This is a genomic window from Loktanella sp. F6476L, from assembly GCF_023015725.1.
Taxonomy (GTDB): domain Bacteria; phylum Pseudomonadota; class Alphaproteobacteria; order Rhodobacterales; family Rhodobacteraceae; genus Yoonia.
Map to the genome: position 1 here is coordinate 14,276 of NZ_JALKAR010000016.1, position 21,732 is coordinate 36,007.

Genomic DNA, 21,732 nt, shown 5'->3' on the forward strand with positions numbered 1-21,732 from the left:
ACCGGCGACAGGGGGACATATGACGACCGGAGAAAATCGCGCGCTCAGTGAAGCGGAACTTCAGGAACTTGTTGCAGCCAGCGACAGTGGTGCCCGAAGCCCCACCGGCGCAGTTGGCAAAATGATCGCAATCACCGCGTTGCTATGGTCGACCTTTCAGGTCCTGCTGGCATCGCCCATCGGTCCTTATGTTTTACCCGGTGATTTGATCAATAACTCGCGTCAAATCCATCTCGCCTTTGCGATTTTCCTGTCTGCAATGGCCTACCCGCTGTTTAAAAACAGCCCCCGCGACAGCATTCCTTGGTACGACTGGATTTTGGGGATCGGCGGCGCGTTTCTCGCGCTTTATGGCTATTTCTTTTACAACAAGATTGTTGGCAACGGCGGTCTGGCCGATCACGCGGATTCCTATTTCGCGCTTGCCGGTCTGATTTTCCTTTTCATCGCGGCCTACCGCACCCTTGGCCCCGTCATGGTTTTGTTGGCGGTTGTTTTCTTGGGCTATGTTTTCTTCGGGTCGTCCGAAGTTGTGCCAGACCAAATCCGTTGGGCCGGTGCATCCCTGCGCAAAGCAATGAGCCATATGTGGATCACATCCGAAGGCGTGTTCGGCATCGCCTTGGGCGTATCCACCCGTTTCGTTTTCCTGTTCGTTCTGTTCGGCGCGTTGCTGGATAAGGCGGGCGCTGGGAACTACTTCATCAAGATGGCCTTTGGCGCCTTGGGCCACCTGCGTGGCGGTCCAGCGAAAGCGGCTGTTGTTGGTTCTGCCGCAACCGGTCTGATTTCGGGGTCATCCATTGCAAACGTGGTAACAACGGGTACATTCACAATCCCGCTGATGAAACGCGTTGGGTTCAGCGCTGAAAAGGCGGGTTCTGTCGAAGTTGCATCATCCGTGAACGGGCAAATCATGCCGCCGGTTATGGGCGCTGCTGCGTTCCTCATGGTGGAATATGTTGGCATTTCCTATGTCGAGGTCATCACCCACGCGTTCCTGCCTGCGATCATCAGCTATATCGCGTTGGTCTATATCGTTCACCTTGAAGCGGTGAAAAACAACATGCCGACAATCGGCAACAAAGCCGTCAACATGGTCAACACCGTGCTGGGGATGTTCGGCTTCTTCGCGGGTTTTGCGCTGCTGTGCTATGCCACGCAATATCCGGTTGCAGCTATCGTGTCGCTGTTTCCAGAAGGGTCCGGCCTGATTTTGACCGGCTTGCTTGGCTTGGTCTACGTCGGTCTGATCTATCTTGCAGCGCAAGCGGACGATCTTGAACCCGATGATCCCAACGCCGAAGTTGTCGAACTCCCCGATCTTGCGAAAATCTACAAATCCGGCCTGTATTACCTGCTGCCGATCATCGTGTTGGTCTACTTCTTGATGATTGAACGTAAATCCCCGGGTCTGTCTGCTTTCTGGGCGACGTTCATGCTGTTCGGTATCTTGCTGACGCAAAAGACGCTGAAAGCGTTCTTCCGCGGCCAGCCGAACCCGATCAGCCGCCTGAAAGAGGGTCTGACGGATTTGATCGAAGGGATGATCGACGGGGCGCGCAACATGATCGGTATCGGTCTTGCGACTGCAACGGCTGGCATCATCGTGGGAACTGTGTCCTTGACCGGTATTGGTCAGGTGATGGCGGATTTCGTCGAATTCCTGTCCGGTGGTAACCTGATCCTAATGCTGATCTTTGTGGCGATCCTGTCGCTGATCCTTGGCATGGGTTTGCCGACAACGGCAAACTACATTGTTGTGTCATCGCTGATGGTGGCTGTTGTGGTTGAATTGGGCGCGCAGTCCGGTTTGGTCGTGCCGCTGATTGCTGTGCACTTGTTTGTGTTCTACTTCGGGATCATGGCGGACGTGACGCCGCCGGTTGGTCTGGCCAGTTTCGCGGCTGCTGCCGTTTCTGGCGGCGATGCGATCCGGACCGGTTTCACCGCGTTCTTCTACAGCTTGCGGACAGTGGCCCTGCCATTCGTGTTCATCTTTAACACTGATCTTCTGTTGATTGATGTGACCGTGACACAAGGGATCATCGTGTTCATTACCGCCACCATCGGGATATTGGTCTTTACGGCGGCGACAATGGGCTGGTTCATGACCAAGAACCGCATCTGGGAAACCGTCGCGATGTTGGTGATTGCATTCGCATTGTTCCGTCCAGGGTTCTTTATGAACCAAATCCAACCACCGTTCGAGGAAATCGCGCCAGCCGCATTCACGCAAGCGTTGGCAGATGCTGAACCGGGTAGCACGTTGCGCACCGTCATCACGGGACCGGATTTCGACACGTTCGATATGAAAGACATCACCGTGCCGCTGACCGTACCTGACGTAGAAGGGGCCGATGCGCGTCTTGACGCACTGGGTATCATTCTTGTGCCAGTTGGGGATGCGCAGAACATGGACGAACCGGGTTTCGGGACGGACTTGTCTGACGCGCTGTCATCGTTCGATTTCTACGGCGACGAACCAGTGGCAATCAGTTCTGTTCAAGTCGCAGCAAACCAGTTGCCAAAGGAACTGATCTGGATCCCTGCACTTCTGCTGCTTGCTTTGATTGCCTTCCTGCAGAACAATCGGGCGGCCCCACACACGCACCGTGAAGGAGAAACGGCATGAGTAATACAGTACTTTGTGCGGTCGACATCAACCGGCCTGCCGATGAAGCCAATGTCGTCAAACAAGCCAAGAAATTGGCGGATATGGACGGCGCGCAGCTGGATGTCATCACCGTTGTTCCGGATTTCGGGGCAAACGTGGTCAGTGCATACTTCAAAGATCACGATGTGAAACCGGCGAAAGACGGGGCGACGAAACTGCTGAACGAGATGATCGAAGGCATCGTTGGTGCGGAGGCGAATAAAGACATTCGTCACATCGTCGCAATCGGCACTGTTTACGAAGAGGTTTTGAAAGCCGCCAAGCTTTCGAAAACCGACCTCATCGTGATTGGTGCGCACCGGCTGGACTTCAAAGACTATCTGCTGGGGCCAAACGCGGCCCGCGTTGTGCGCCATTCCGATTGTTCGGTCTATGTCGTGAGATAACACAGCGCAGGTTTACGCGTACTTACCAATCAAAAACGCCGGGGACATGCCCCGGCGTTTTCGCGTTTCATGGTCAGGCTTTAGAATTTGCCGGGTGACCAGAAATACGTCTCGCCGGAACTGTCATCCACACCGTCGTTGTCGGTGCTGATCCACGCTGTGCCGTCTTCCATGATGGCCAGCCCTTCGATTTTGTCGACTACATAGCCGTTTAGGGACGTCAGATCAGGGATCAGGTCGCGTACCTCTTCTTTGCTGACGACAGGCAGATCACCACCAAGGGGTGCGGCCACCATGTCAGCCGCTGCGATGCGGTAGATTTTCTTGGTCACGGCGGCCCCGCCGATCTGGTTGTCGCGTTCGATGACATAGACGTAATCGCCGTGTGCCACGATTTCTGACAGGCCTACCCAACCGGTATCAGGGTCGGCTTTCGGATAATGCACAGCACCCCATTCTTCGGTCTCAAGGTTGTAGGCCACCAGTTTGACGTGGTTTTCCGGATCATCCGCCCATTCGCGCTGCACCGCCATCCAAAGCGTGTCGCCCACGCGTGTGATGCCTTCAAACCCGAAACGACGTTCAACAGCCAGCAATTCGGCAGGCAACGGGATTTCCGCGTCGATGTTGCCGTCCATGTCGACATGGTAAAGCCCGTGCGGGATCATCCGGTCGGTGCGCCCTTCGGATGCGATCCAGAACCCTTCGCCGTCAAAATACACGCCTTCCATGTCCAGTTTTTGCGCCGGCTGACCACCACGTGTCACGACAGTTGCATCCGTGATTGTGGCTGGGGTCGTTGCCGTGTCGATGGTGAAGATAGTCGGCTGATACCCGTAGAAACTGTCGTTCACTGCGTAAACTGTTGATCCTGCACCTGCGGACATGCCGGAAATCGCACCCCAACCGATCAGTTCATCCGTGCCTGCAGATGTCAGCTGTGGGTAAGATGCAGCCGCGTCGGTCAGTTCGTAGATCATCACATGGGACCGGACACCGCCGTCTTCGATCAGGTCGACTTCGTTTGCGGTGACAAAAAGGTTCCGACCGGGGATCGCAACAGCGCCTTCAGGACCGACACCGGATGGCAAAAGCTGCGCCAGTACAGGGGCTGAAGGGTCGGTCAGGTCGTAGACCCCAACGATGGACGACCGTTCGGCAAGGATAAAGGCCATTGGCGTGTCGTTGAAAATGCCAAATTCCATGCCTTCTGGTTCGACGCCTTTGCTGTCGGACCGTTTGTCGGGGTAATGACCTGCCGCAATAATCGCCTGTTCGAAACCGGTGCCGTTTTCGTAAACTTCGGTCCCGTCTTTGTTAAAGATCGTCCAGCCCCGCGATCCGCCGTCCATGTCGCCTTCGTTGGCGATCGCAAAATGATTGTCGTCGATCCACTGAACCGCGTCGGGTTCACGCAGACGGTTCGGCTGGCTTTCGGTAAAGATCAACGCGCCGCGTTCGTCTGTCGCGTCGATGTTTTCCAGATCAACCTGACCTGCAGAGAAATGGTTGATCACACCGTCTTTGGTGGCCACGACCATGTGGTTGTTTTCCTGCATCGTCAGGACGATTTCGCCAGCGGCGTTGATGTCGACGAATTCCGGCTCTGGATCCTCAGGCGAGATTTCAGCGATGCCTGTCACGTCGATCGCGTTCACAGTGCCACAGTCCAAAGACCCGTCAACCACATCGACAGTCACCAGAAAACCACCCGGTAACTGACCTGTGCGGCCGTCGCCAAGGTCTTCGTCGCGTTCGTTTTCAATCGCAACCGCGATGAACGACCCGTCGGGCGCTGCAGCTGTGGAATCCGGCTGACCACCCAGATCACAGACGGCGGTTTCGGTCATCGTGGCCAGATCAAACGCTTTGATCATGCCGGATGGCGCTGTGTAGCTTTCGGATGTGTTCACGCCGACAAAGGCGGTGTTGCCGATAACAGAAACGGCTGTTGGTTCACCCCCAACTGCGATGTTCCCTTTTGGTGTCGGATTTGCGGGATCGGTGATGTCGATCAGGCCGATAACCTCGAGCGGACTGTCAGAATAGACGAGCGTCATACCGTCGGCTGTGGCGCTGATAATCTCGGCAGAGCTTTCCGCGTTAGCTTCAGCGTTGTTCAGATGCGTCGGAAAGCTGGCGATCCGGTTAAATGCGTCGGCGTGTGCAGTAGCGGCGGTCAGTGCCAAGACAGAGGTCATGGCGGTCAATCTTAAATACACGTGCGTGTTCCCCATAGATTTCAATCGCACACCGCATGCACGTGCCCCGTAAAAACTGTGTAACGCTTCGAATACAGATTTGTGACAGTTGCACCGACCGCCCGACGCTACTGTTTTTTGACATGCTGCGGTCGCGATCAGGCGGTGAAACTCGCCCTATATTCCGTCGGTGACATCTGCATCTGACGGCGAAATGCGGCGTTGAACCCTGATAGGGACCCATACCCAACAGCAAACGCGATTTCGGTGATCTGTGCGTCTGTCGTTGCCAATGCCTCTACCGCCCGCATGATACGAATGTGGCGCAGCACCTCGCGCCACGTCATGCTCATTTCGTCGGCAAAGCGGCGCGCCAAAGCCCGAGGTGACTGGTTGGACTGCGTCGCGATGTCTTCAAATGTCGGATCTGCATGGGCCAGCTGTTCGGTCAGTTGCACCGCATTTTTCAATTGCTCTGACTTGGGTGACGGCAAAACGCATTGGCTTGGCACCAACGACAACTGGTGCACGACGTCGGCCAAGGTTTCGAAAATGCGTTTGGCGAACGGCGATAGTGGCCCGTTTTCGGGGCCCCAGTCCCGGCACGTGCGGACCAATTCACGCGCAAGAGGCGACATGTCGAACACCGTCAGCACGTGGTCCGGTGCTTTGGTAAATTCGGTGGCGAACAAGACCGATGCAGAGGTCAGTTTTGACAAAACGGTGATTGTGATCGGGTGTCCCGCGCTGATTAGTGCTGCGCGCGCAGGCGGCAACGTCCAGCGTTGCCCGTCGGCTTCCAGACGAATGGTGCCTTCCAACGCATAGAGCAAATAATGGCGATCCACCTCGAATTGAGATGGATCAGCCGGTTCAAAACTCCGGTGGACACAATAAGCTTCTGGCTGCATTCGTTAATTTACGTTTTCGATCAGTGTGGCGTCAAATCTTTTGCTGACAGGTGGGGACGTCATGATAGGCCGTAGTACCTGCCCGACTGTCGCAAAGCTATCCGATGCGATGTAGGCGTCAAAATCGCGTGCCGTTTCCCATTCATGAACCACCCCGACATCGGTGTCATTGGTCGGGTTCAGGTAGGGCACAAATGACAGGCATCCGGTCATCGCGCGAACAGTTTCGACCTCTTGTTTTAAGGTGTCTAGGGCAAGGCTGCGGTTCGTGGACGACACGGGAAACGATACATGAGCAATCAACATTTTATGTCTCTTTCGGTTGGGTTTTCTGGAAAATGTAGCCAAGGCTGGTGCGGCTTGGCGGACCGGTTCGAAACCTGCGCACGGCCAGTTCTGTCAATCCTGCGGCATGGGCCATTGCGGTGATATCTGTCCGTCTGAACCAGCGATGCCGGAACCGGAGCCAAATCACCCAATTGCACCAATGCGGTTTTGAAACAGCCAGATAGAGGCGGCCATTTGGGGTCAACATCTGCGCAAAGTGATGCATTGCGGCTGCGGGGTCGTCGAAATGCTCAAGGACATGCGCGGCCAAGACTGCTTCGAATTGGGTGTCCGGCCGAAAATCATCAAATGCGCAGCGCGCAAGCCTCGGGCACAGTCCGCGTGCCGCAAATTGTGCCTGCGCCTGTTTTAGCATCGCCATCGACGGGTCAAGAAGCGTCACGTCAGAACTGCCGCCCACGTCCACCCAAGCCTGTGCAAAAGCGCCCGTGCCAGTCCCGACGTCCAAAACATGACCTGATCGCAGGACGTCATTCGCGAAGAAATCAGAATACGCTTTGGTGTAGCCAAGGCGCGCAATCTTCGTGTTCCAAGTCAGGGCAGCGTTTTCATATCGCAGAGAAATATCCATGCGACCGACATACCGCCCGCAAAACCGCCGCGCTTACGTCAGATTGCCAAGATTGACCGTGAAGCTGCCAAGTTGCGTGTTTACGGATCAGGTCCTGTCGTAGGCGTCTTCGTAGCGTGTGATGTCATCTTCGCCCAGATAGCCGCCTGTTTGTACTTCGATCAGGTACATCGGCAGTTTGCCGGGATTGGATAGACGATGCACGGTGCCGAGCGGTATGTAGACGCCTTCGTTTTCTGTCACCAGTTTTGTGTCTTTGCCGATTGTCACCTCTGCCGTGCCAGCCACGACGATCCAGTGCTCGGACCGGTGGTGATGGCTTTGCAGGCTCAACACGCCGCCCGGTTTCACCATGATCCGTTTCACTTGGAACCGCGCATCAAGGCAAAGTGTTTCGTACCAGCCCCATGGCCGATAGAAGCGCGGGTAATCGTCGGCCTGCGCGACTTTCTGGGTGCGCAACGCGCCGACGATGGCTTTGACGTCTTGTGACCGCGATTTGTCGGCCACGAGAACTGCGTCCCGCATCGCAACCGCCACGATGTTATCGAGCCCAAGACCGACAAGCTGCAGCGTGTCTTCTTCGGATCGCAGGTAGCTGTTGGTGCAATCCAGCGCCGTCACCGCACCGATTTCGACCATGCCGTCTGCGTCTGGCGACTGCGTTTGCCACAGTGCGTCCCATGATCCCAGATCGGACCACGCGCAGGACAGGGGCACGGCCATGACGGTTTGTGCTTTTTCCATGATTGCGTAGTCGAACGAAATCGCGGCGGCCTGCGCATATTCATTCGCGCCGAGCCGGAAGAAGTCCAGGTCGTCGGATCCCGCATCAATCGCGGCTTGGCAAGGCGTGACCAGATCAGGTGCGTGTTGGTTGAAGGCCGCGATAATATCTTTGACGCGAAACAGGAATATCCCCGCGTTCCAAAGGTAATTGCCCGCCTCCAACATCTGTTGGGCGGTCGCCGCGTCCGGTTTTTCGCGGAAACTGTTCAGCTTGATCGCGGCACCGCTGTCAGGTGTCTGCGGCAGTTCAAGATAACCATAACCGGTTTCCGGTCTGTCGGGCGTGATACCGAAGGTCACCAAAGCACCCGTTTGCGCGGCCTCAGCGGCGGCTTTGATCGCAGTCAGAAACGCAGGAAGATCGCCGATGACATGGTCGGACGGGGCCACAAGCATCATCGCGTCGGGCGTATCGGCAAGCGATAGGGCAGCGGTCAGGATCGCGGGGGCGGTATCGCGGCCTATCGGTTCCACGATGACGCGGGCGTCGGATAGGCCAAGATCCTGGGCCTGTTCTGTCGCCATAAAGCGGAAGTCGTCGCCGGTCATGATCAAGGGGGCTGCAAAATCTGGACCGGTCAGCCGCTGAAGCGCCATCTGATACAGGCTTTGTTCACCGATCAGGGGCGCAAATTGCTTGGGGTAGGCCTTGCGCGATGCGGGCCAAAGCCGTGTGCCGGAACCGCCGCAAAGGATGACAGGATGGATCATAGCAGGGTTTTCCAGGAAATCATTACAACGACTGTCATGATTTTGCGGGGTGGCGTGTCGTAATGCAAGAGGGTGCGGCCGCCCGGTTGGGACGAGCGACCGCTCAAGGCTTAGAGCCCCGATTTGCTTTCCGCGATATACAGCGGCACGATGGTATCGAATTGGGCCAGCAGTGCGTCAAGATCGTCGTAAACCTCTGACACGGTGTCCAAACCTGTTGTCCCGTCGATGCTGTTCAACTGATCGCGCAACGCGGACCAATCGGCGGTCATCGCGGCCAAACCATCACGGATTTCGGGTGTGGCTGGTGCAGACACACCGGCCCCTTCAAACCCGTTGACCAGCGCGTTGAGCGATGCGTCAAACCGGCGGGTCGATTTGGCAAGCCGCACTTCGCTGCCCATCACCGCGTTGCCTGTCACGATCCCGCAGGTTTCCTTGGCGATCTGCTGCGACAAGGTCCGCTGACGTGTCGCGATTTGCAACGTGAACGCGTCGTTCTGCAACAGGGCAGGGGGGATGGCGTAATGGCTGATCGTTTCGCTGATCAGGTTCTTGGACGCGTGCATCAGGTTCAGGTTCTGCCGCGATATGTAATCCGGACCTACTTCGGTCGCGCCGACATCAAAGCGCAGTGTCATCGCCTGTTTGAACGTGTCCCACTGCAACGCCACACCGCGGATCGCGGACAGCATGCGCCGGTCGTCTTCGGCCAATGCAACGTTCAACGCGGTGTCACCGTCTTTCATGGCGTCCAGTAGACCATCGACTTCGGCAATTGCCTCCATAATCGCGGCTTGGTTTTCAGCCGCATTGATCCCTGCTTCGGCCATGCAAGCCATTGCTGTGATCCGTTGGCTGTACATCCGGACACGGTCGCCGATTTCGATCCGTTCCGCACCAGCGCGGTAATGATCGTCAGCGGTTTGGGCCATAACAGCCGGGGCTGCGGTCAGCGTCGCGGCAAGACATGCGCCTTGCAAGATGCGTTTCATAAAGCCTTTGTCGGTGTTTGACATGGAACAGGCCTCCTGTTGGGTGACGGGGCGGGTCGTTATGTGTGTGCTGCGCTGTTTCATGATTTGCTGATCCATGTTTCAACGCGGCGGTTGATCAACCGACCGGATTCATTGGTGTTACATGCCGCCGGAGAGATTTCGCCAAAGCCTTGGATGTTCAGCGTGATACCGTCCAGACGGTCACCTGCGATGTCCATCAAAGCGTCACGGACTTGTTCAGCGCGGCCTTCGGACAGCGTCAGGTTTGGTTCAAACGCACCCACGTTGTCAGCAAAACCCACGAATGTGACCTCTGTGCCAGCGGGCTGATCGGCGAGGTAATTCGCAAGGCGTTCAAGGTCCAGTTTGCCGCGTGGATCAAGGTTGGTTGACCCCGTACGGAAACGGAATGTGGACGACAGACGGTCGTGTGTGTCCAGCATTTCGACCATATCGGTCGACAGGGCGACTTCGAAGGAATCGGTGCCTGCGGATTGCACGCGCTGGCCACGATCGCTGTTGGCGGCTTGCACCACACGTTCGATGCCCAGATCAATAAAGCCGGACTGCAGGATCACGTTGGACGCGGCATCTGAAGTCGCAAAGTTCACGAAATCAGCGCTAAGCGCATTGTCGATATCTGCACGGTTGTACATGTAAAGACGACGGAACAGGGCGTATTCCTCTGTCTTCACAGAGAATGCATCGGGCGTTGTGCCGATCCCGCATTCGCTGACCAAAGAAAGTGGTTTTTGACCGCGTTTAAACGCAAAACCCACGTAGGCTATCGCGCCCGGATTATCGTCAACATAAAGGGCTGCGTTGACGTTATCGGTTGCTTCGTATGCACCGTTCAGCGCTGCATCTTCGGCACCGAAAACGCCCGTGCTAAACACCGCGTTTGTGCCTGCGTCGGTTTGCACAACTGGTTCAATCGCCAGATCAGGACCACCCAGTTCGGACCAGTTGGTGATGTCGCCTGCGTAGATCCGCGCAAGGTTTTCCATCGTCACGTCTTGGATCGGGTTCGACGGGTTCACGACCACAACAAGGCTATCAACAGCCACGATGTGTTCTTGGCTTGGGTCGATCATGTTGCCAGCACCAGAGGCTTTCAATGCGCGGGCTTCATCAGGGCGGATACGGCGGGATGACATGCCAACCTGGATCGAATTATCGAGCAAGCTGGTGAACGCATCATCAGACGTGCCGGACCGTACAAGATACGTGCCGATCTGGTCGCCAAAGCCATCTTCGCCGACCAATGTGGTCGCGAATTCGCCTTGGGTTTGCGTTTTTTCGGTCTGCGCTTCAGCGCTTGTGTCGGTTGCAAAACCAGCCAACAACAGCGGCATCAGGCCTTCGGTGATGGCGTCGGACCCGCCAATAGACACGTCCGGCAGGATTTCCGCGAAGACCGGACAACCGGCACCGTCACAGCGGACGCGTTCGGCGGAAACGCGCAAATCGCCAAGGTCTGTTTGAAGGAAGTAATGTTCACTATCGAAACTAATTAGATCGCCTACAAGATTAATCGTGCCATCCGTAGATCGCAGCGTAACTTCGTCAGCCGCAGCGGCGCCTGCCAATGCGGTTGCACCAAGCAAGGCACAGATACGGCCAAGTGATGCAGGGGTCTTTAGAAATTCATAGGTCAATAGTCTGCTCCATATGTTATGCCGACTTGGCACAACCCGTCGTGAGGAAACCGGGTCGCCAATCGTCGAACAATCAACTGCAAACTTGATGATTAGGAATGAGGGCGGGATAATGTTTCGCTGGGACCGTAACTTGGCGTAACTTTGCGTAACTGTCCGAAAATAAGGCGGCGGGGCTGATACAATTTCGACGCCGGACTGTATCAATCCCCTAGTTTTGCTAATATTTTAGGCACATCTAAAACTTTAGGACTTTGGCCACATTTAGGCAATTTCTGCACCGTAATTTACGTAATCGTTTTCATTAAAGAGCAATTATGCCGGAAATTGGCAAAATCTAAACTTTAGATCGAACTCATCTAAAATGTTACGACGCAAACTTGCCTTGGTTGAGAGCATCAATTCGGGACCTGATACAAATTCTCAGCGACACCCCCATCCGATGGATCAGACAGGCACCATGAGCACTTGATTAACTCGCTTTACGCAACAATCGGCGCATTTGCGCGATTTTGATGGTCCAGTCACCGCACATTTGACGCCACGTGCCGTTTTCAACTTTGAATTGCGTTGTTGCGCTGGTAGCGTCTGGTGTGATGTTGAGAGTTAGGAAAAGTTGATGAACGCGCGATTTAAGCAAGATGAACGTATGGGGCAGCTTCATACGGCGTTGGGTGCGAATACGCTGGTGCTTCTTCGTATGACGACCGAAGAACACGTCAACGATTTGTTCACCATTCGCGTCGATGCTTTGGCTGAACGCAACGATCTGGATTTTGACGCGCTTATCGGCACCCATGCGACGGTTGAGCTGACGACGTATGACAACCCTGATGTCCCTTTTGATGGCATCATTTCCGAAGTGAACTTTGACGGCCTGCATGAAAATGGCTGGCGTTATACCCTGACGCTAAAGCCGTGGATGTGGCTGGCGGGTCTGCGCCGCAATCAACGGATTTATCACGAGAAAACAGTCGTTGAAATTCTGGACGAGCTGCTCGCCCCTTATTCAGGTCTTGGCGAACCTGCGATGGAAAAGCGGCTGTCGGGCAGCTATCCAACGCTGGAATACACCGTGCAATACCGCGAAAGCGATCTGAGCTTTGCGACCCGTTTGATGGAACGCTTCGGGATTTCCTACCATTTCACCCATGATCGCGGATCGCACACCTTGGTGCTGACCGACGCGATGACCGCGCATGAACCGCTGTACGGCAGCAGTCGTGCGTTCAAGATGGTGTCCGACGGAAACCGCACCACCGATGAAGAACATTTTACCGATATGCGCCCCGGACGGCGGTTAACGACGGGCGGGATCAGGTTAACGGACTACAACTTTAAGAAGCCGAGTGCGTCGATGGAAACCGATCGGATGGGCGACGCGGCCTACAGTCAGGGCCAGATCGAAAGCTACGATTATCCGGGCGATTATCCCGATCAAGGCACCGGCAAACTGGTGGCCCGCCTGCGCACGCTGCAAGAACGCGGTCAAGATCACCGGCATCAAGCCAGCGGTGATGTGGCGTCATTGCGGGCTGGGCTCACCGTCAAAGTGAAGGGCGACAAGGTCACGGGCGTTGACGATCCGTGTCTGTGCCTGTCGGCCAGCCACAGCTTTGCGACCGCGTCTTTTGCATCCGGTCAGGGCAATTCAGACCCCGTTTACGACGGATCCTACGTACTGCTACCGATCTCTGCGCCGCTGGCCCCTGAACGCAAAACCCGCATCCCCGTTGTGCACGGCCCCCAAACCGCGGTCGTTGTCGGCGAAGGCGAGATTGATTGCGACGAATACGGCCGCATTCTGGTGCATTTCCACTGGGACCTCGACAACCGCTATTCGATGCGCTGCCGCGTGTCGCAAAACTGGGCCGGTAAGGGCTGGGGTGGCATGGTGATCCCGCGGATCGGCATGGAAGTTGTGGTCGAGTTCCTTGAGGGCAATCCCGACAAACCGCTGGTCACAGGCTGTGTGTACAACGGCAAGAACGACGTGCCGTATCCGCTGCCTGCGAACAAAACCAAGTCCACGTTCAAAACCGACACCCACAAGGGCGGTGGCTTTAACGAGCTGATGTTCGAAGACGAAAAAGACGAAGAACTGATCTACATGCATGGTCAAAAAGACCAGCAGATCGACATTCTGAATGACCGGAACAAGACAATTGGTCAGGATCAATCGGAAACGGTCGGGCGCGATAAAGCGATCTCTGTCGGGCAAGATCATACCGAAGTTGTAGGCCGCGATGAAACGATCAACATTGGCCGCGACGTGCAATACACCGTCGGCCAGAACCAGATTGAAAACTATGGCAAGGACCATGTGCACAACGTGGCCAACATTCACAAACAGGACATTTTTGCAGATCACCTGACCCAAGTTGGCCGTAACGCCGAACATACGGTTCTGGGGAAATCGACGCTGAACGTGAACCAGTCGATCACGAACAACACGAAAGTTCACACGCTGATGGCGTTCCAGAAGTTCGTGATCAAGGGTCCGGGCGGGAAGATCACGCTTGATAGTTCCGGCGTCACGATTGAAGGCGCACAGATCAAACTCAAGGGCAATGTGTCGATGGGCGGCTCTGGCAGTTCACAAGTCCCGACCCTGCAGGGGGCTGCTAACGCAGGTCTGCCACTGGTCGAGGAATGCCCGAAGGAGGGTGAATAATGATCCCGATTGCACGCCTGGGCGATAAACACGTCTGCCCGATCCACGGCCCCAACACGATTGTGTCTGGCGGCAAAGCGATGATCGACGGCAAACCCGTCGCGCGCATGGGCGACAAAACCGCCTGCGGGGCCACCATCATCATGGGATCATCCATGTCCACCGACGACGGTAAACCCGTCGCCTACCTCGGCTGCGCAACATCCCACGGCGGCGCAATCGTCGCAGGTTCACCAAACCACAAGATCTTGCCGTAAAGACAGACGACAATGGCTCAAGCGCAATTGCACGTCGAACGTATCGTACTGGCACCCGACTGGGTGGATGACACATCAATCGAATACCCTCGGGAATTATCTGCCTTGATAGAGGCGGATGAAGACCTGCAGATTTACGGTGTCTTCGACGGGACGCGCCGCGCGGCTGTCTTGGGGTTGAACGATCTGGATACGCTGACACCTGAAGTCGGGGCAGCCCCCTTGTTCCAACATGACGCAGACGAAGGCGAAGCCGGCCCTTGGTTGTTGTCATTCGGGCGCGGAACCGGCGCCCAAGCCGCCGTGCTGCGCGATCATTTTTGCAAATTCCACGGGCAGGGCGTCGGCATCTTGCTGCTGACCGATGCGGATGAACCCGAACTTCGGTCGCACCTGCGCGGTTTGGTCAAAGTTGCCCGCGCGCCCGACAGCACATCAATGGTTTTCCTACGTTACTGGGACCCCGTCGTCGCAAACGAATTCCTACCCAGTCTGGCAACACAACCCACACGGTTCGAACGGTTTCATTTCACCCAACAAGGCACGCCCGTTCATGTCGTGGCAGAACACAACGCGGATGAATTGACCCTGATCCACGTTTCTGGCCGTGCCAGCCGGACGGGCGTGCGGAAGTATTTCACGCTCGAAGCGCCGGATGGTCCCGTGATGGACCGCATTGCAAGAATTGGTCTCGAGAAAAACCTGACCCGCTGGTTAGTCCGCGATTATCCCGATGAATTGTTTGCTAGAGCGGCCCGCGACGCGCTTGGCCCGCATATCTTGCGTGAAGGCACACGGTTCGGTTTCACACGACAGGACGAATTTGCCTATCTCGGTCACCTGATGGTGCATTTTGGCGGCTGGTTTCATCAAAGCGGTCAGGTCACGGTTTTGACCGACATTCTGCAAAGCGACAGACGCGCAAAGCAGGTCCCGCTGCGGGCTGCGTTTTCCGACGCATGGGCGGGGTCGTACCGCGCGGTGTTGCGCGATTTCAAAGCACCGTTGTTGTCGGATGCACGTCTGATCGTGGACGATACCCTGACCAAGAACCGAGAGGTGCTTGCCGCCTGCCTGCATGCACATGTTCCGGTTGATCGTCAGGAACCGTTCCGGCATCTTTGGAAGAAATCGCAAGGCCCATTGGCATCGGCGGGTGCACCTGACACGCACTGGGCCTGCCTTGCGTTTCTTAGTCTGTTTTGGGGCTATAAATTTTATGAAGACCCATTTTTGGGGCGTGTTCATCCTCCGCAATCGGCGCAGGAATGGGACGATGTGTGTAACGATTTTTGGAAAGCATTGATTGATGGCTGATCCTTCACCCGATCCGAATGGAACCCCGCCGTCCGGCGGGCTATCGCCCGTCGCGACCTGTTGTCCGCAGGTCAGCACATTTGACGGATCGCGTAACGCAGCAAAGGTCAGGGGCTTTGATGCCCGCACGAACCTTGCGCAGACACGCGATGCGGATGAATACTGGATTCCGCCGGATGCGGCTAAATCTGTGCCATCAGACCGGATGACCCAAGACGGTGCCGCGTGGGTGTCCGTGATGGTGGGCGACGAAACTGAAGTCGAGGCCAGTTTCGAAGGCCACACCAGCGGGGCCTGCATCGCCAACAGCACGTTCGAAGTAACCCCAGCTGGCATCGCAGAGGTATCCCCCACACGCGGGTCAGCGTCCGGCATGCCGCTGACGCTGCGCGGAATCAGCGCAGGCGAAGCGACGGTACGTGTGTCCTGCGACGGCGAAGACATCGGGTGGTTTCATGTGGTGTGCTATGACCCGATTGTTCTGCAAACAACAATAGGATGCATCAATACCCCGCTTTCAAAGTCGGTCGGCTATTCAACAAACGCACTCTCTAACATGTTGAACGGGACGTTTAATGCGGCGGGCATTCGGATCATTCTGACTGACGTAGGCGACGTCGACCTGAAGGGCGTTCCCGGCATTGCCGCTGCTGAACTCGGCATGCGCGCCGCTGTCGCAGATCCGTATTACAGTGAAGGTTTCGGAGAGCTACAGGGACAAAATGCGTTCTTGGGCGCACCAAGCGGCGATGATCTAGGCACGCTTGATTGGTTCGGAGAAACCGCCAAATGGCAGTCTGGCGCATCAGCGAAACGGTACTTGTGGTACTATGTCCCGGATGATGTCCCGTCTCGCTATAATGGCGTTGTTCCTTGGATTTCAGCAGATCACGCTTTCGCCTTCAAAGATTTTTCAGGGGCGATTGGAGGACAGTCTATCACTGATAGTTATGCGGTTCTCGCCCATGAACTTGGTCATGCGTTGGGGCTATTGCATCCGGATGATGCGGGCATCGCAAACCAATTGCCCGATCATTTAAAGGCGTCGTTGGGCCATCCGGTTGTCGCAGAACCGGGTACAAACACTGAACCTGCAATCAACCCGACACCTCGGGCGCTTGATCCAAAGAACATTGGAAAAATCATGCAACGTGATCCGTTAAATTTGATGGGCTATTGGCCCAACTTCACGGAACAGTCGTTCTTGCGCAAAAATCAATGGGACGCCGTACGTGCCGTTGCTGCGAGATTATAGTAAGGAAAAACAATGGATTATGTCGACCTTCTGAAAGAGCAATGCCCGCCTGCGATTGTGGAATACGTGACCGGCACAAATATGACCACGTTCGGAACGGAACCATGGCCCAACAAGGATTATGTCGGCAGCGCCGTCTCTGATCCGTGCCACATCGCGGCACTCTTGTACCGCAGCAGTATTTTGCCCAACGACGTTTTTCTTAGTTTCGCTGACTATATCGTCCGCGATACGGGTGCCTACTTTGATAAAATCGAAGAAAAGGATCGTCCGGTCCTCGTTGCCGCGATGCGTCAAATGGCGACCCGCGACTCATTTCCACAGGGTTTTTTCTCAACCATTACACGGCATCAAATTGACGTCGAAGACGTATTGGCGCAGCGGTTTCTGACCCTTCCAAGCGCCGAAAATGCAACACCCGGACCCAATTTCGAGGCGTTCGCCTACCTGCGTTACAAGGCCGCGATGGGTGATCCCGACGCACTTCTTTTACTGATAGACGCACTCAGATTGGAACCGTCACCAAGCTACGTCCTCACGGAACTTAATCAAATTCGCAATTTGCGCATGCCCCAAACTGACACCATTTATCAGGCGTTCATTAACGATACGCGGCAAAGCGTTTCCCCGATCCGCGTTCCGGGAATTGTTATTGCAAATACCGTGCGACGGCATCTTGGCTTGCCCAAACACGAGGGGCCATATCAGCCGCTTGAACATGACGGACAGCCGTTTCAGCCGTAATTTAACAGCACCCGAGTGGGGTGATCGTTAGTAACTAACCGCCTGCGCCCCAATAATTGGCACCATTGCTGGTGCTTCGAAATCGACCGTTCCCGACCCTTGACCTGCTTCGTCGGACGCGCAGCGGGCTGTCGCGTAGGCGGCGTGGTAGGGGTAGCCTTGTTGCGCGAGCCGGTCTGGTTCGCCAGGCCAGCTGCTGGTCACAGCATCCACAATCGTGCGGCCCGGGATCGTTTCAAATGCCGCATCTGATCGGCTGCTACCGCCCTTTGCGATCCGCGCGTCGGATGACGTATCGTTGACCCATTCTTTCGCGCCGGACGCAAAGTCATAGAACCCCATCGGGGACGCAGGCCATTGGTTCGCAGCGTCTTTGACGGCATCTGGGGCATCCGCGGGCGGGACATTTTCGCCCGGCATCCAGACGCCACCAGCCGTGCCCCACGGGACCAGCGCACCGCGACTGCGGGCCGCGAATTCCCATTCGGCTTCGGTTGGCAGGCGCAAAGATAGACCAGCGATATCGCCCAGCCACGCACAATAAGCGGTCGCTTCTTGCCACGTCATATTCGCGGGGTGATCAGGAATACCGAGCCCGAATGCGGCGTTATGAACCTGCGACGGGCGGCCTGTTGCTTGGGTGAACAGATCGAAAGAGCTATTCAATGCCTCGCCCGCGAGCATACTGAAATCGTCCAAGGTTACGGTATAGGCGGGCAGGGCAGACGTGGATACGAGCCGCACTTCGCGGTCGCCATTTTCCAACTGTACCGTAATCTCAAAATTGCCGGCGTCAAAAGTGCCGCCTTTGACGGCGATCAGGTTCGCACGGGTGTCTGCGGCAAGCGCGTCGATTGCGCTTGATGTCTGCAGCGTAGTCAATGCAAACCAGCCGCCGATCCCGACGACTGCAACTACGATAAGGCCAAGGATAATCTTCATGCGTAGCTCGAAAATGTGACAGGGGCGCCTGCGAAACGAGTATCACCGGGGGCCACGTAATCATAGATGTCGTTCATCGCCAAAATCTCGGCGAGCCGTGTGTTGAATTGGGTCTGTGCCCCGAAATCGAGCACGGCGTTCAGGCGGGCAAGCCCTGCGGTTGCGCTGCTTTTCTGGCCGTTTGGCGTGATCCGTTCGACGATCTTTTCCCATTCTCGGCGCGACGAGATGCAATGCATGATCGCGATAATCGCCCCTTCTTGGTGTTCTTCGCGGCTGAACGTAAACCGTTCCGACAATCGATATAGCACAGCACCTTTGACCTCTGGCGGGCCGAAGAACAGCGCACGGGGCTGCTGTTTCACCTTGATTGCAAAGGCTTCGGCGGCGTCGGCATCTTCGAACGGTTGCATGACCCAACTGGCGAGTTGAGATACACCGTTGCCAAGCGCAATCATCGCGTCTTCGCCAAATTGTACAGCATAAATAAGCATCTGGACCATCGCGTCGAAAGCTTCTTTGTGGATGAAAACCAGATAGCTAAAGCCGTTCGCGCGGAGCTGGTGGTAGGTGTACATCACAAATTCGATGATCGCCTCGAACCCGATACCGCCGGAAACACCGCCCTTTGCGCCAACGCCCCAAACGACCTGTGCTTTGGCACGGAACATGAATTTGCCGTTCTCAAACGTGATCATCAGATCAAATTCAGCGCCAACACCCGCATTCACGGCAGCCGTACCACCGATGCTGACCATCGTTTTCCATCCTGCATCCCGCAGCCGCTGACCTTCGTCTTCGCGCCAACCGGGGTTCAACCATTGCACGCCGCCCGTCAGGCTACCGCCTGCCTCGACCCCGGCAAAGGCGCCTGCCGAAATCTGGCCTTTGGCCCCTGCAGCGGCGGGTTGGACTTGGGTCGATCCGTCAGGCTGCGGCACATATTCGATGCCAGCGGTGCCCATAATACTGGCCCCCAACATCGCGTGTAGTTTCAGTTCAATCGTGCCACGGAAGTAGCCGAAATTCAGCGCTTCTTGCCGTCCTGCTTCGGACGCTGCGGCATCGGCGAATGGCGCACGCGCGAACCAGCCGTCCGCATGAGGCACGTAGCCCGTGATTGTGGTTTTCCCTTCTGCCAGAACGGCGCGGGCTTCGGCGTTGCCTGTCAGGCCATAACTGTTTTTCGACGGATTATACCCGATCGCCAGACCAAATCCGGCATAGCCCCGCAACAGCTGCGCACCTGCAGACAGATCGTGGTAGGGGCTTTCGTTTGAATAGGCCATGCTTTCGTTTACCGCATCAACCCACGTCAGGAAATCGGCATCCCAGATGTCGGTGATCGATCCCCCGATAGAGGCCTTATAAACCTGACCTTTCCAACTGATCCCGCCCCCCAGATCGCTCGCGATCTTTTCACGTGCGGCGATAAAGGCAGAGCGCAAACCACCCTTGTTCAGACCTTCGCTTGTCGCCTCAAGCAGGGATTTGTCGATGGCATAGCTGCGCATGTGATTGCGCATTTTATCGCTGCGAATAAACGTCCATTTGCGCCCGCGCAGGTTATAGGCCTGCACCATGTGTTTTTCGGGCAGGCTGACGTCAGGCTTGATGTAACCGTCCAGCATCTTAGCAAGGTGGTCTTGGGCCTGAACGGTCGCTTCCGCACCTTCGTTGCTATCTTCGGCTGCGTTTTGTGAGATCTCGTTAAAAGCGTCCTGAACGACGTCGATCTCTGCCTTCAACTCGTCGTGGTCTTCGCCGCCAAACATCAGGATGACGCTATCGCCAACAGCCGCGTCCCCGCATGACAAGACATAGTAAAGTTCGATATCGCCGCAGGTAATACAGGTCTCGGTCACTTCGCAAACGTCTCCGTTGGTATGTAGTGATCATGCATCTTGCGGTTGATAAACGCGAGAGAAATGTCCCCCTTATCAACCATTTCGCGCCAATAGGGGCGATCAGCAGGTGGGGCAACCGCGACCAGACGCAGGTGATGCAGCATAGCGCCGGCACTAGACTGGCTGGCGCCCAACAGATGGGTCAAATCATCCACCAATGCGCCACGATCATGTGGCGCGAGATCGCTTTCGCGCAGGATCAGATGCGCACGACGCCGATTGATCACATCGGCAAACCCCCGCCGGACATGCGCATCAATGCGGGGACCGTGCCACTGGCCGGATGTGATGTCCGTCGCTGGACGCATGATATGCGCTTGCCATGTGTCATCAATCACGGTGTCTTCTGTCCAGATTACCGCACTGATGTCGTGCAAAATACCAGCGACGGTTTCCGATCGGACAGTCGCGCAAAGTGCACCCAACATACCCGGTTCATGAAACCGAAAGAACAGATCAGCGCCCGCTTCGTCAGGCAATTGCGACAACCGCATCAGACGTCGCAGAAGCGCGTCTTGGGGCAGGGACGTACGCAGCAAAATACCCGCGCGGTTCGGCATCATCTGCCAATTGTTATTAGGATCAGCCGAGAAAAAGTCGCGGATCAGATCATCATTCGGTGGCACCTCGATCAGCCAAGGGGACACTTCGGCCATCGGATCGGCACCGTCTTCGACCCCGCGCATGACAATGTTACTGCGGAAAATCATGCGGCCGTTCAGGTTAGCCATGTCCAGCCGGTCCGACAGGAACGGCACACGACCCGCATCAAGAATGGCGTAAAGCCTGTCATCGCCGTCGTTTAGCGCGGATAGCACCGGTGCAGGAAGTACGTTTTGCGCATCTTCGTCGGTTATATGTTGGCCAACTTGAAAGCCACCAAACGTCTGGCTTTCGAAAGTGCGAATGTCACGATACGTCATACAGCTTTCCTAATGCGGCCCCGTGTGTCATGCCAAATCTTCGAGGTCCGGCAAATGGCTGCACGCTTGAACCCTGCGTGCCTCGCGCTCAGACTTATCAAGCGCTGACAGGTCCGCAAGCGCCATACGAAACGCGCGGGTGTTTTCAAGCAAATTAGACGCACCAACAGCCCACCGTGCGACCCGCGGATCCAGTCGGATACGCATCAATACCGCGTGCATTTAGTGTCCGATTGTAATCGCAATCTACGAAGCTGTCCGGAGGGATGAGCAACCCTTTTCCACGGCCAAGCCGGTTAACATAACTCACATTATTGGAATTCGATGCCAAGAAAGGTGGATTCACAAATGAAGTGCGAATTCTGTATTAAAACAGAACCTTGCATGGAGTTGATCAATGGGACGCTGCTACCCCCACCTGAACCTCGAAGAACGTCGTAAATTGGCCAAATGGCTTGAAGCA

Annotated in this window: 18 protein-coding genes; 7 read left to right on the forward strand and 11 right to left on the reverse strand. The window is 55.9% G+C overall.

The window, feature by feature from the left end:
* The first annotated feature begins 19 nt into the window (after positions 1–19).
* Together MWU61_RS18305 and MWU61_RS18310 are read left to right on the forward strand one after the other, a co-directional pair.
* Positions 20–2,635 carry a TRAP transporter permease gene (locus MWU61_RS18305; RefSeq protein ID WP_247129915.1) on the forward strand — a complete coding sequence of 872 codons (2,616 nt, stop codon included), beginning with the start codon at positions 20–22 and terminating at the stop codon, positions 2,633–2,635.
* A complete protein-coding gene (locus MWU61_RS18310) occupies positions 2,632–3,063 on the forward strand; it encodes a universal stress protein (RefSeq protein ID WP_247129916.1) in 432 nt (143 codons plus the stop codon). The genes MWU61_RS18305 and MWU61_RS18310 overlap by 4 nt, the downstream gene beginning before the upstream one ends.
* A gap of 80 nt (positions 3,064–3,143) precedes the next feature.
* Here the strand turns inward: MWU61_RS18310 and MWU61_RS18315 are convergent, their stop codons facing one another.
* The 7 genes from MWU61_RS18315 to MWU61_RS18345 all read right to left on the reverse strand — a co-directional run bounded on the left by MWU61_RS18315 (position 3,144) and on the right by MWU61_RS18345 (position 11,250).
* The gene (locus tag MWU61_RS18315) at positions 3,144–5,264 is read right to left on the reverse strand and encodes an esterase-like activity of phytase family protein (protein ID WP_247129917.1); all 2,121 of its coding nucleotides are present in this window, start codon (positions 5,262–5,264) and stop codon (positions 3,144–3,146) included.
* 158 nt (positions 5,265–5,422) lie between these two features.
* Positions 5,423–6,175, reverse strand: coding sequence for an AraC family transcriptional regulator (locus MWU61_RS18320; protein ID WP_247129918.1), 753 nt, complete (start codon positions 6,173–6,175; stop codon positions 5,423–5,425).
* A 3-nt stretch (positions 6,176–6,178) separates the two neighbouring features.
* Entirely contained in the window at positions 6,179–6,481 is a 303-nt protein-coding gene (locus MWU61_RS18325; RefSeq protein WP_247129919.1) for an antibiotic biosynthesis monooxygenase, read from the reverse strand.
* 1 nt (position 6,482) lies between these two features.
* Positions 6,483–7,094 carry a class I SAM-dependent methyltransferase gene (locus MWU61_RS18330; RefSeq protein ID WP_247129920.1) on the reverse strand — a complete coding sequence of 204 codons (612 nt, stop codon included), beginning with the start codon at positions 7,092–7,094 and terminating at the stop codon, positions 6,483–6,485.
* 87 nt (positions 7,095–7,181) lie between these two features.
* Positions 7,182–8,594, reverse strand: coding sequence for a mannose-1-phosphate guanylyltransferase/mannose-6-phosphate isomerase (locus MWU61_RS18335; RefSeq protein ID WP_247129921.1), 1,413 nt, complete (start codon positions 8,592–8,594; stop codon positions 7,182–7,184).
* Positions 8,595–8,704: 110 nt separating this feature from the next.
* Positions 8,705–9,613 (reverse strand): type IV pili methyl-accepting chemotaxis transducer N-terminal domain-containing protein, encoded by a 909-nt coding sequence (locus MWU61_RS18340; protein WP_247129922.1) that lies wholly within the window; start codon positions 9,611–9,613, stop codon positions 8,705–8,707.
* A gap of 56 nt (positions 9,614–9,669) precedes the next feature.
* Positions 9,670–11,250 (reverse strand): phosphate ABC transporter substrate-binding/OmpA family protein, encoded by a 1,581-nt coding sequence (locus MWU61_RS18345; RefSeq protein ID WP_247129923.1) that lies wholly within the window; start codon positions 11,248–11,250, stop codon positions 9,670–9,672.
* Positions 11,251–11,869: 619 nt separating this feature from the next.
* Between MWU61_RS18345 and tssI the strand changes: the two genes are divergently transcribed.
* Genes tssI through MWU61_RS18370 form a run of 5 tightly spaced genes read left to right on the forward strand, consistent with a single transcriptional unit; the run spans position 11,870 to position 17,497 of the window.
* Complete coding sequence (tssI, locus tag MWU61_RS18350) at positions 11,870–13,924, forward strand: type VI secretion system tip protein TssI/VgrG (protein WP_247129924.1); 2,055 nt, start codon at positions 11,870–11,872, stop codon at positions 13,922–13,924.
* On the forward strand, positions 13,924–14,181 hold the full coding sequence (locus tag MWU61_RS18355) for a PAAR domain-containing protein (protein WP_247129925.1): 258 nt from the start codon (positions 13,924–13,926) through the stop codon (positions 14,179–14,181). The genes tssI and MWU61_RS18355 overlap by 1 nt, the downstream gene beginning before the upstream one ends.
* A 12-nt stretch (positions 14,182–14,193) precedes the next feature.
* Positions 14,194–15,498 carry a DUF4123 domain-containing protein gene (locus tag MWU61_RS18360; RefSeq protein WP_247129926.1) on the forward strand — a complete coding sequence of 435 codons (1,305 nt, stop codon included), beginning with the start codon at positions 14,194–14,196 and terminating at the stop codon, positions 15,496–15,498.
* Positions 15,491–16,753, forward strand: a complete 1,263-nt coding sequence (locus MWU61_RS18365) for a reprolysin-like metallopeptidase (RefSeq protein ID WP_247129927.1) — start codon at positions 15,491–15,493, stop codon at positions 16,751–16,753. Before MWU61_RS18360 ends, MWU61_RS18365 begins: the two co-directional genes overlap by 8 nt.
* A 12-nt stretch (positions 16,754–16,765) precedes the next feature.
* A complete protein-coding gene (locus tag MWU61_RS18370; protein WP_247129928.1) occupies positions 16,766–17,497 on the forward strand; it encodes a hypothetical protein in 732 nt (243 codons plus the stop codon).
* A gap of 27 nt (positions 17,498–17,524) precedes the next feature.
* Here the strand turns inward: MWU61_RS18370 and MWU61_RS18375 are convergent, their stop codons facing one another.
* Genes MWU61_RS18375 through MWU61_RS18390 form a run of 4 tightly spaced genes read right to left on the reverse strand, consistent with a single transcriptional unit; the run spans position 17,525 to position 21,491 of the window.
* A complete protein-coding gene (locus tag MWU61_RS18375; protein WP_247129929.1) occupies positions 17,525–18,439 on the reverse strand; it encodes an SUMF1/EgtB/PvdO family nonheme iron enzyme in 915 nt (304 codons plus the stop codon).
* Complete coding sequence (locus tag MWU61_RS18380; RefSeq protein ID WP_247129930.1) at positions 18,436–20,304, reverse strand: hypothetical protein; 1,869 nt, start codon at positions 20,302–20,304, stop codon at positions 18,436–18,438. The genes MWU61_RS18375 and MWU61_RS18380 overlap by 4 nt, the downstream gene beginning before the upstream one ends.
* The gene (locus tag MWU61_RS18385) at positions 20,301–21,269 is read right to left on the reverse strand and encodes a DUF4123 domain-containing protein (protein WP_247129931.1); all 969 of its coding nucleotides are present in this window, start codon (positions 21,267–21,269) and stop codon (positions 20,301–20,303) included. Before MWU61_RS18385 ends, MWU61_RS18380 begins: the two co-directional genes overlap by 4 nt.
* Before the next feature lie 27 nt (positions 21,270–21,296).
* The gene (locus tag MWU61_RS18390; RefSeq protein WP_247129932.1) at positions 21,297–21,491 is read right to left on the reverse strand and encodes a hypothetical protein; all 195 of its coding nucleotides are present in this window, start codon (positions 21,489–21,491) and stop codon (positions 21,297–21,299) included.
* Positions 21,492–21,732: the final 241 nt, after the last annotated feature.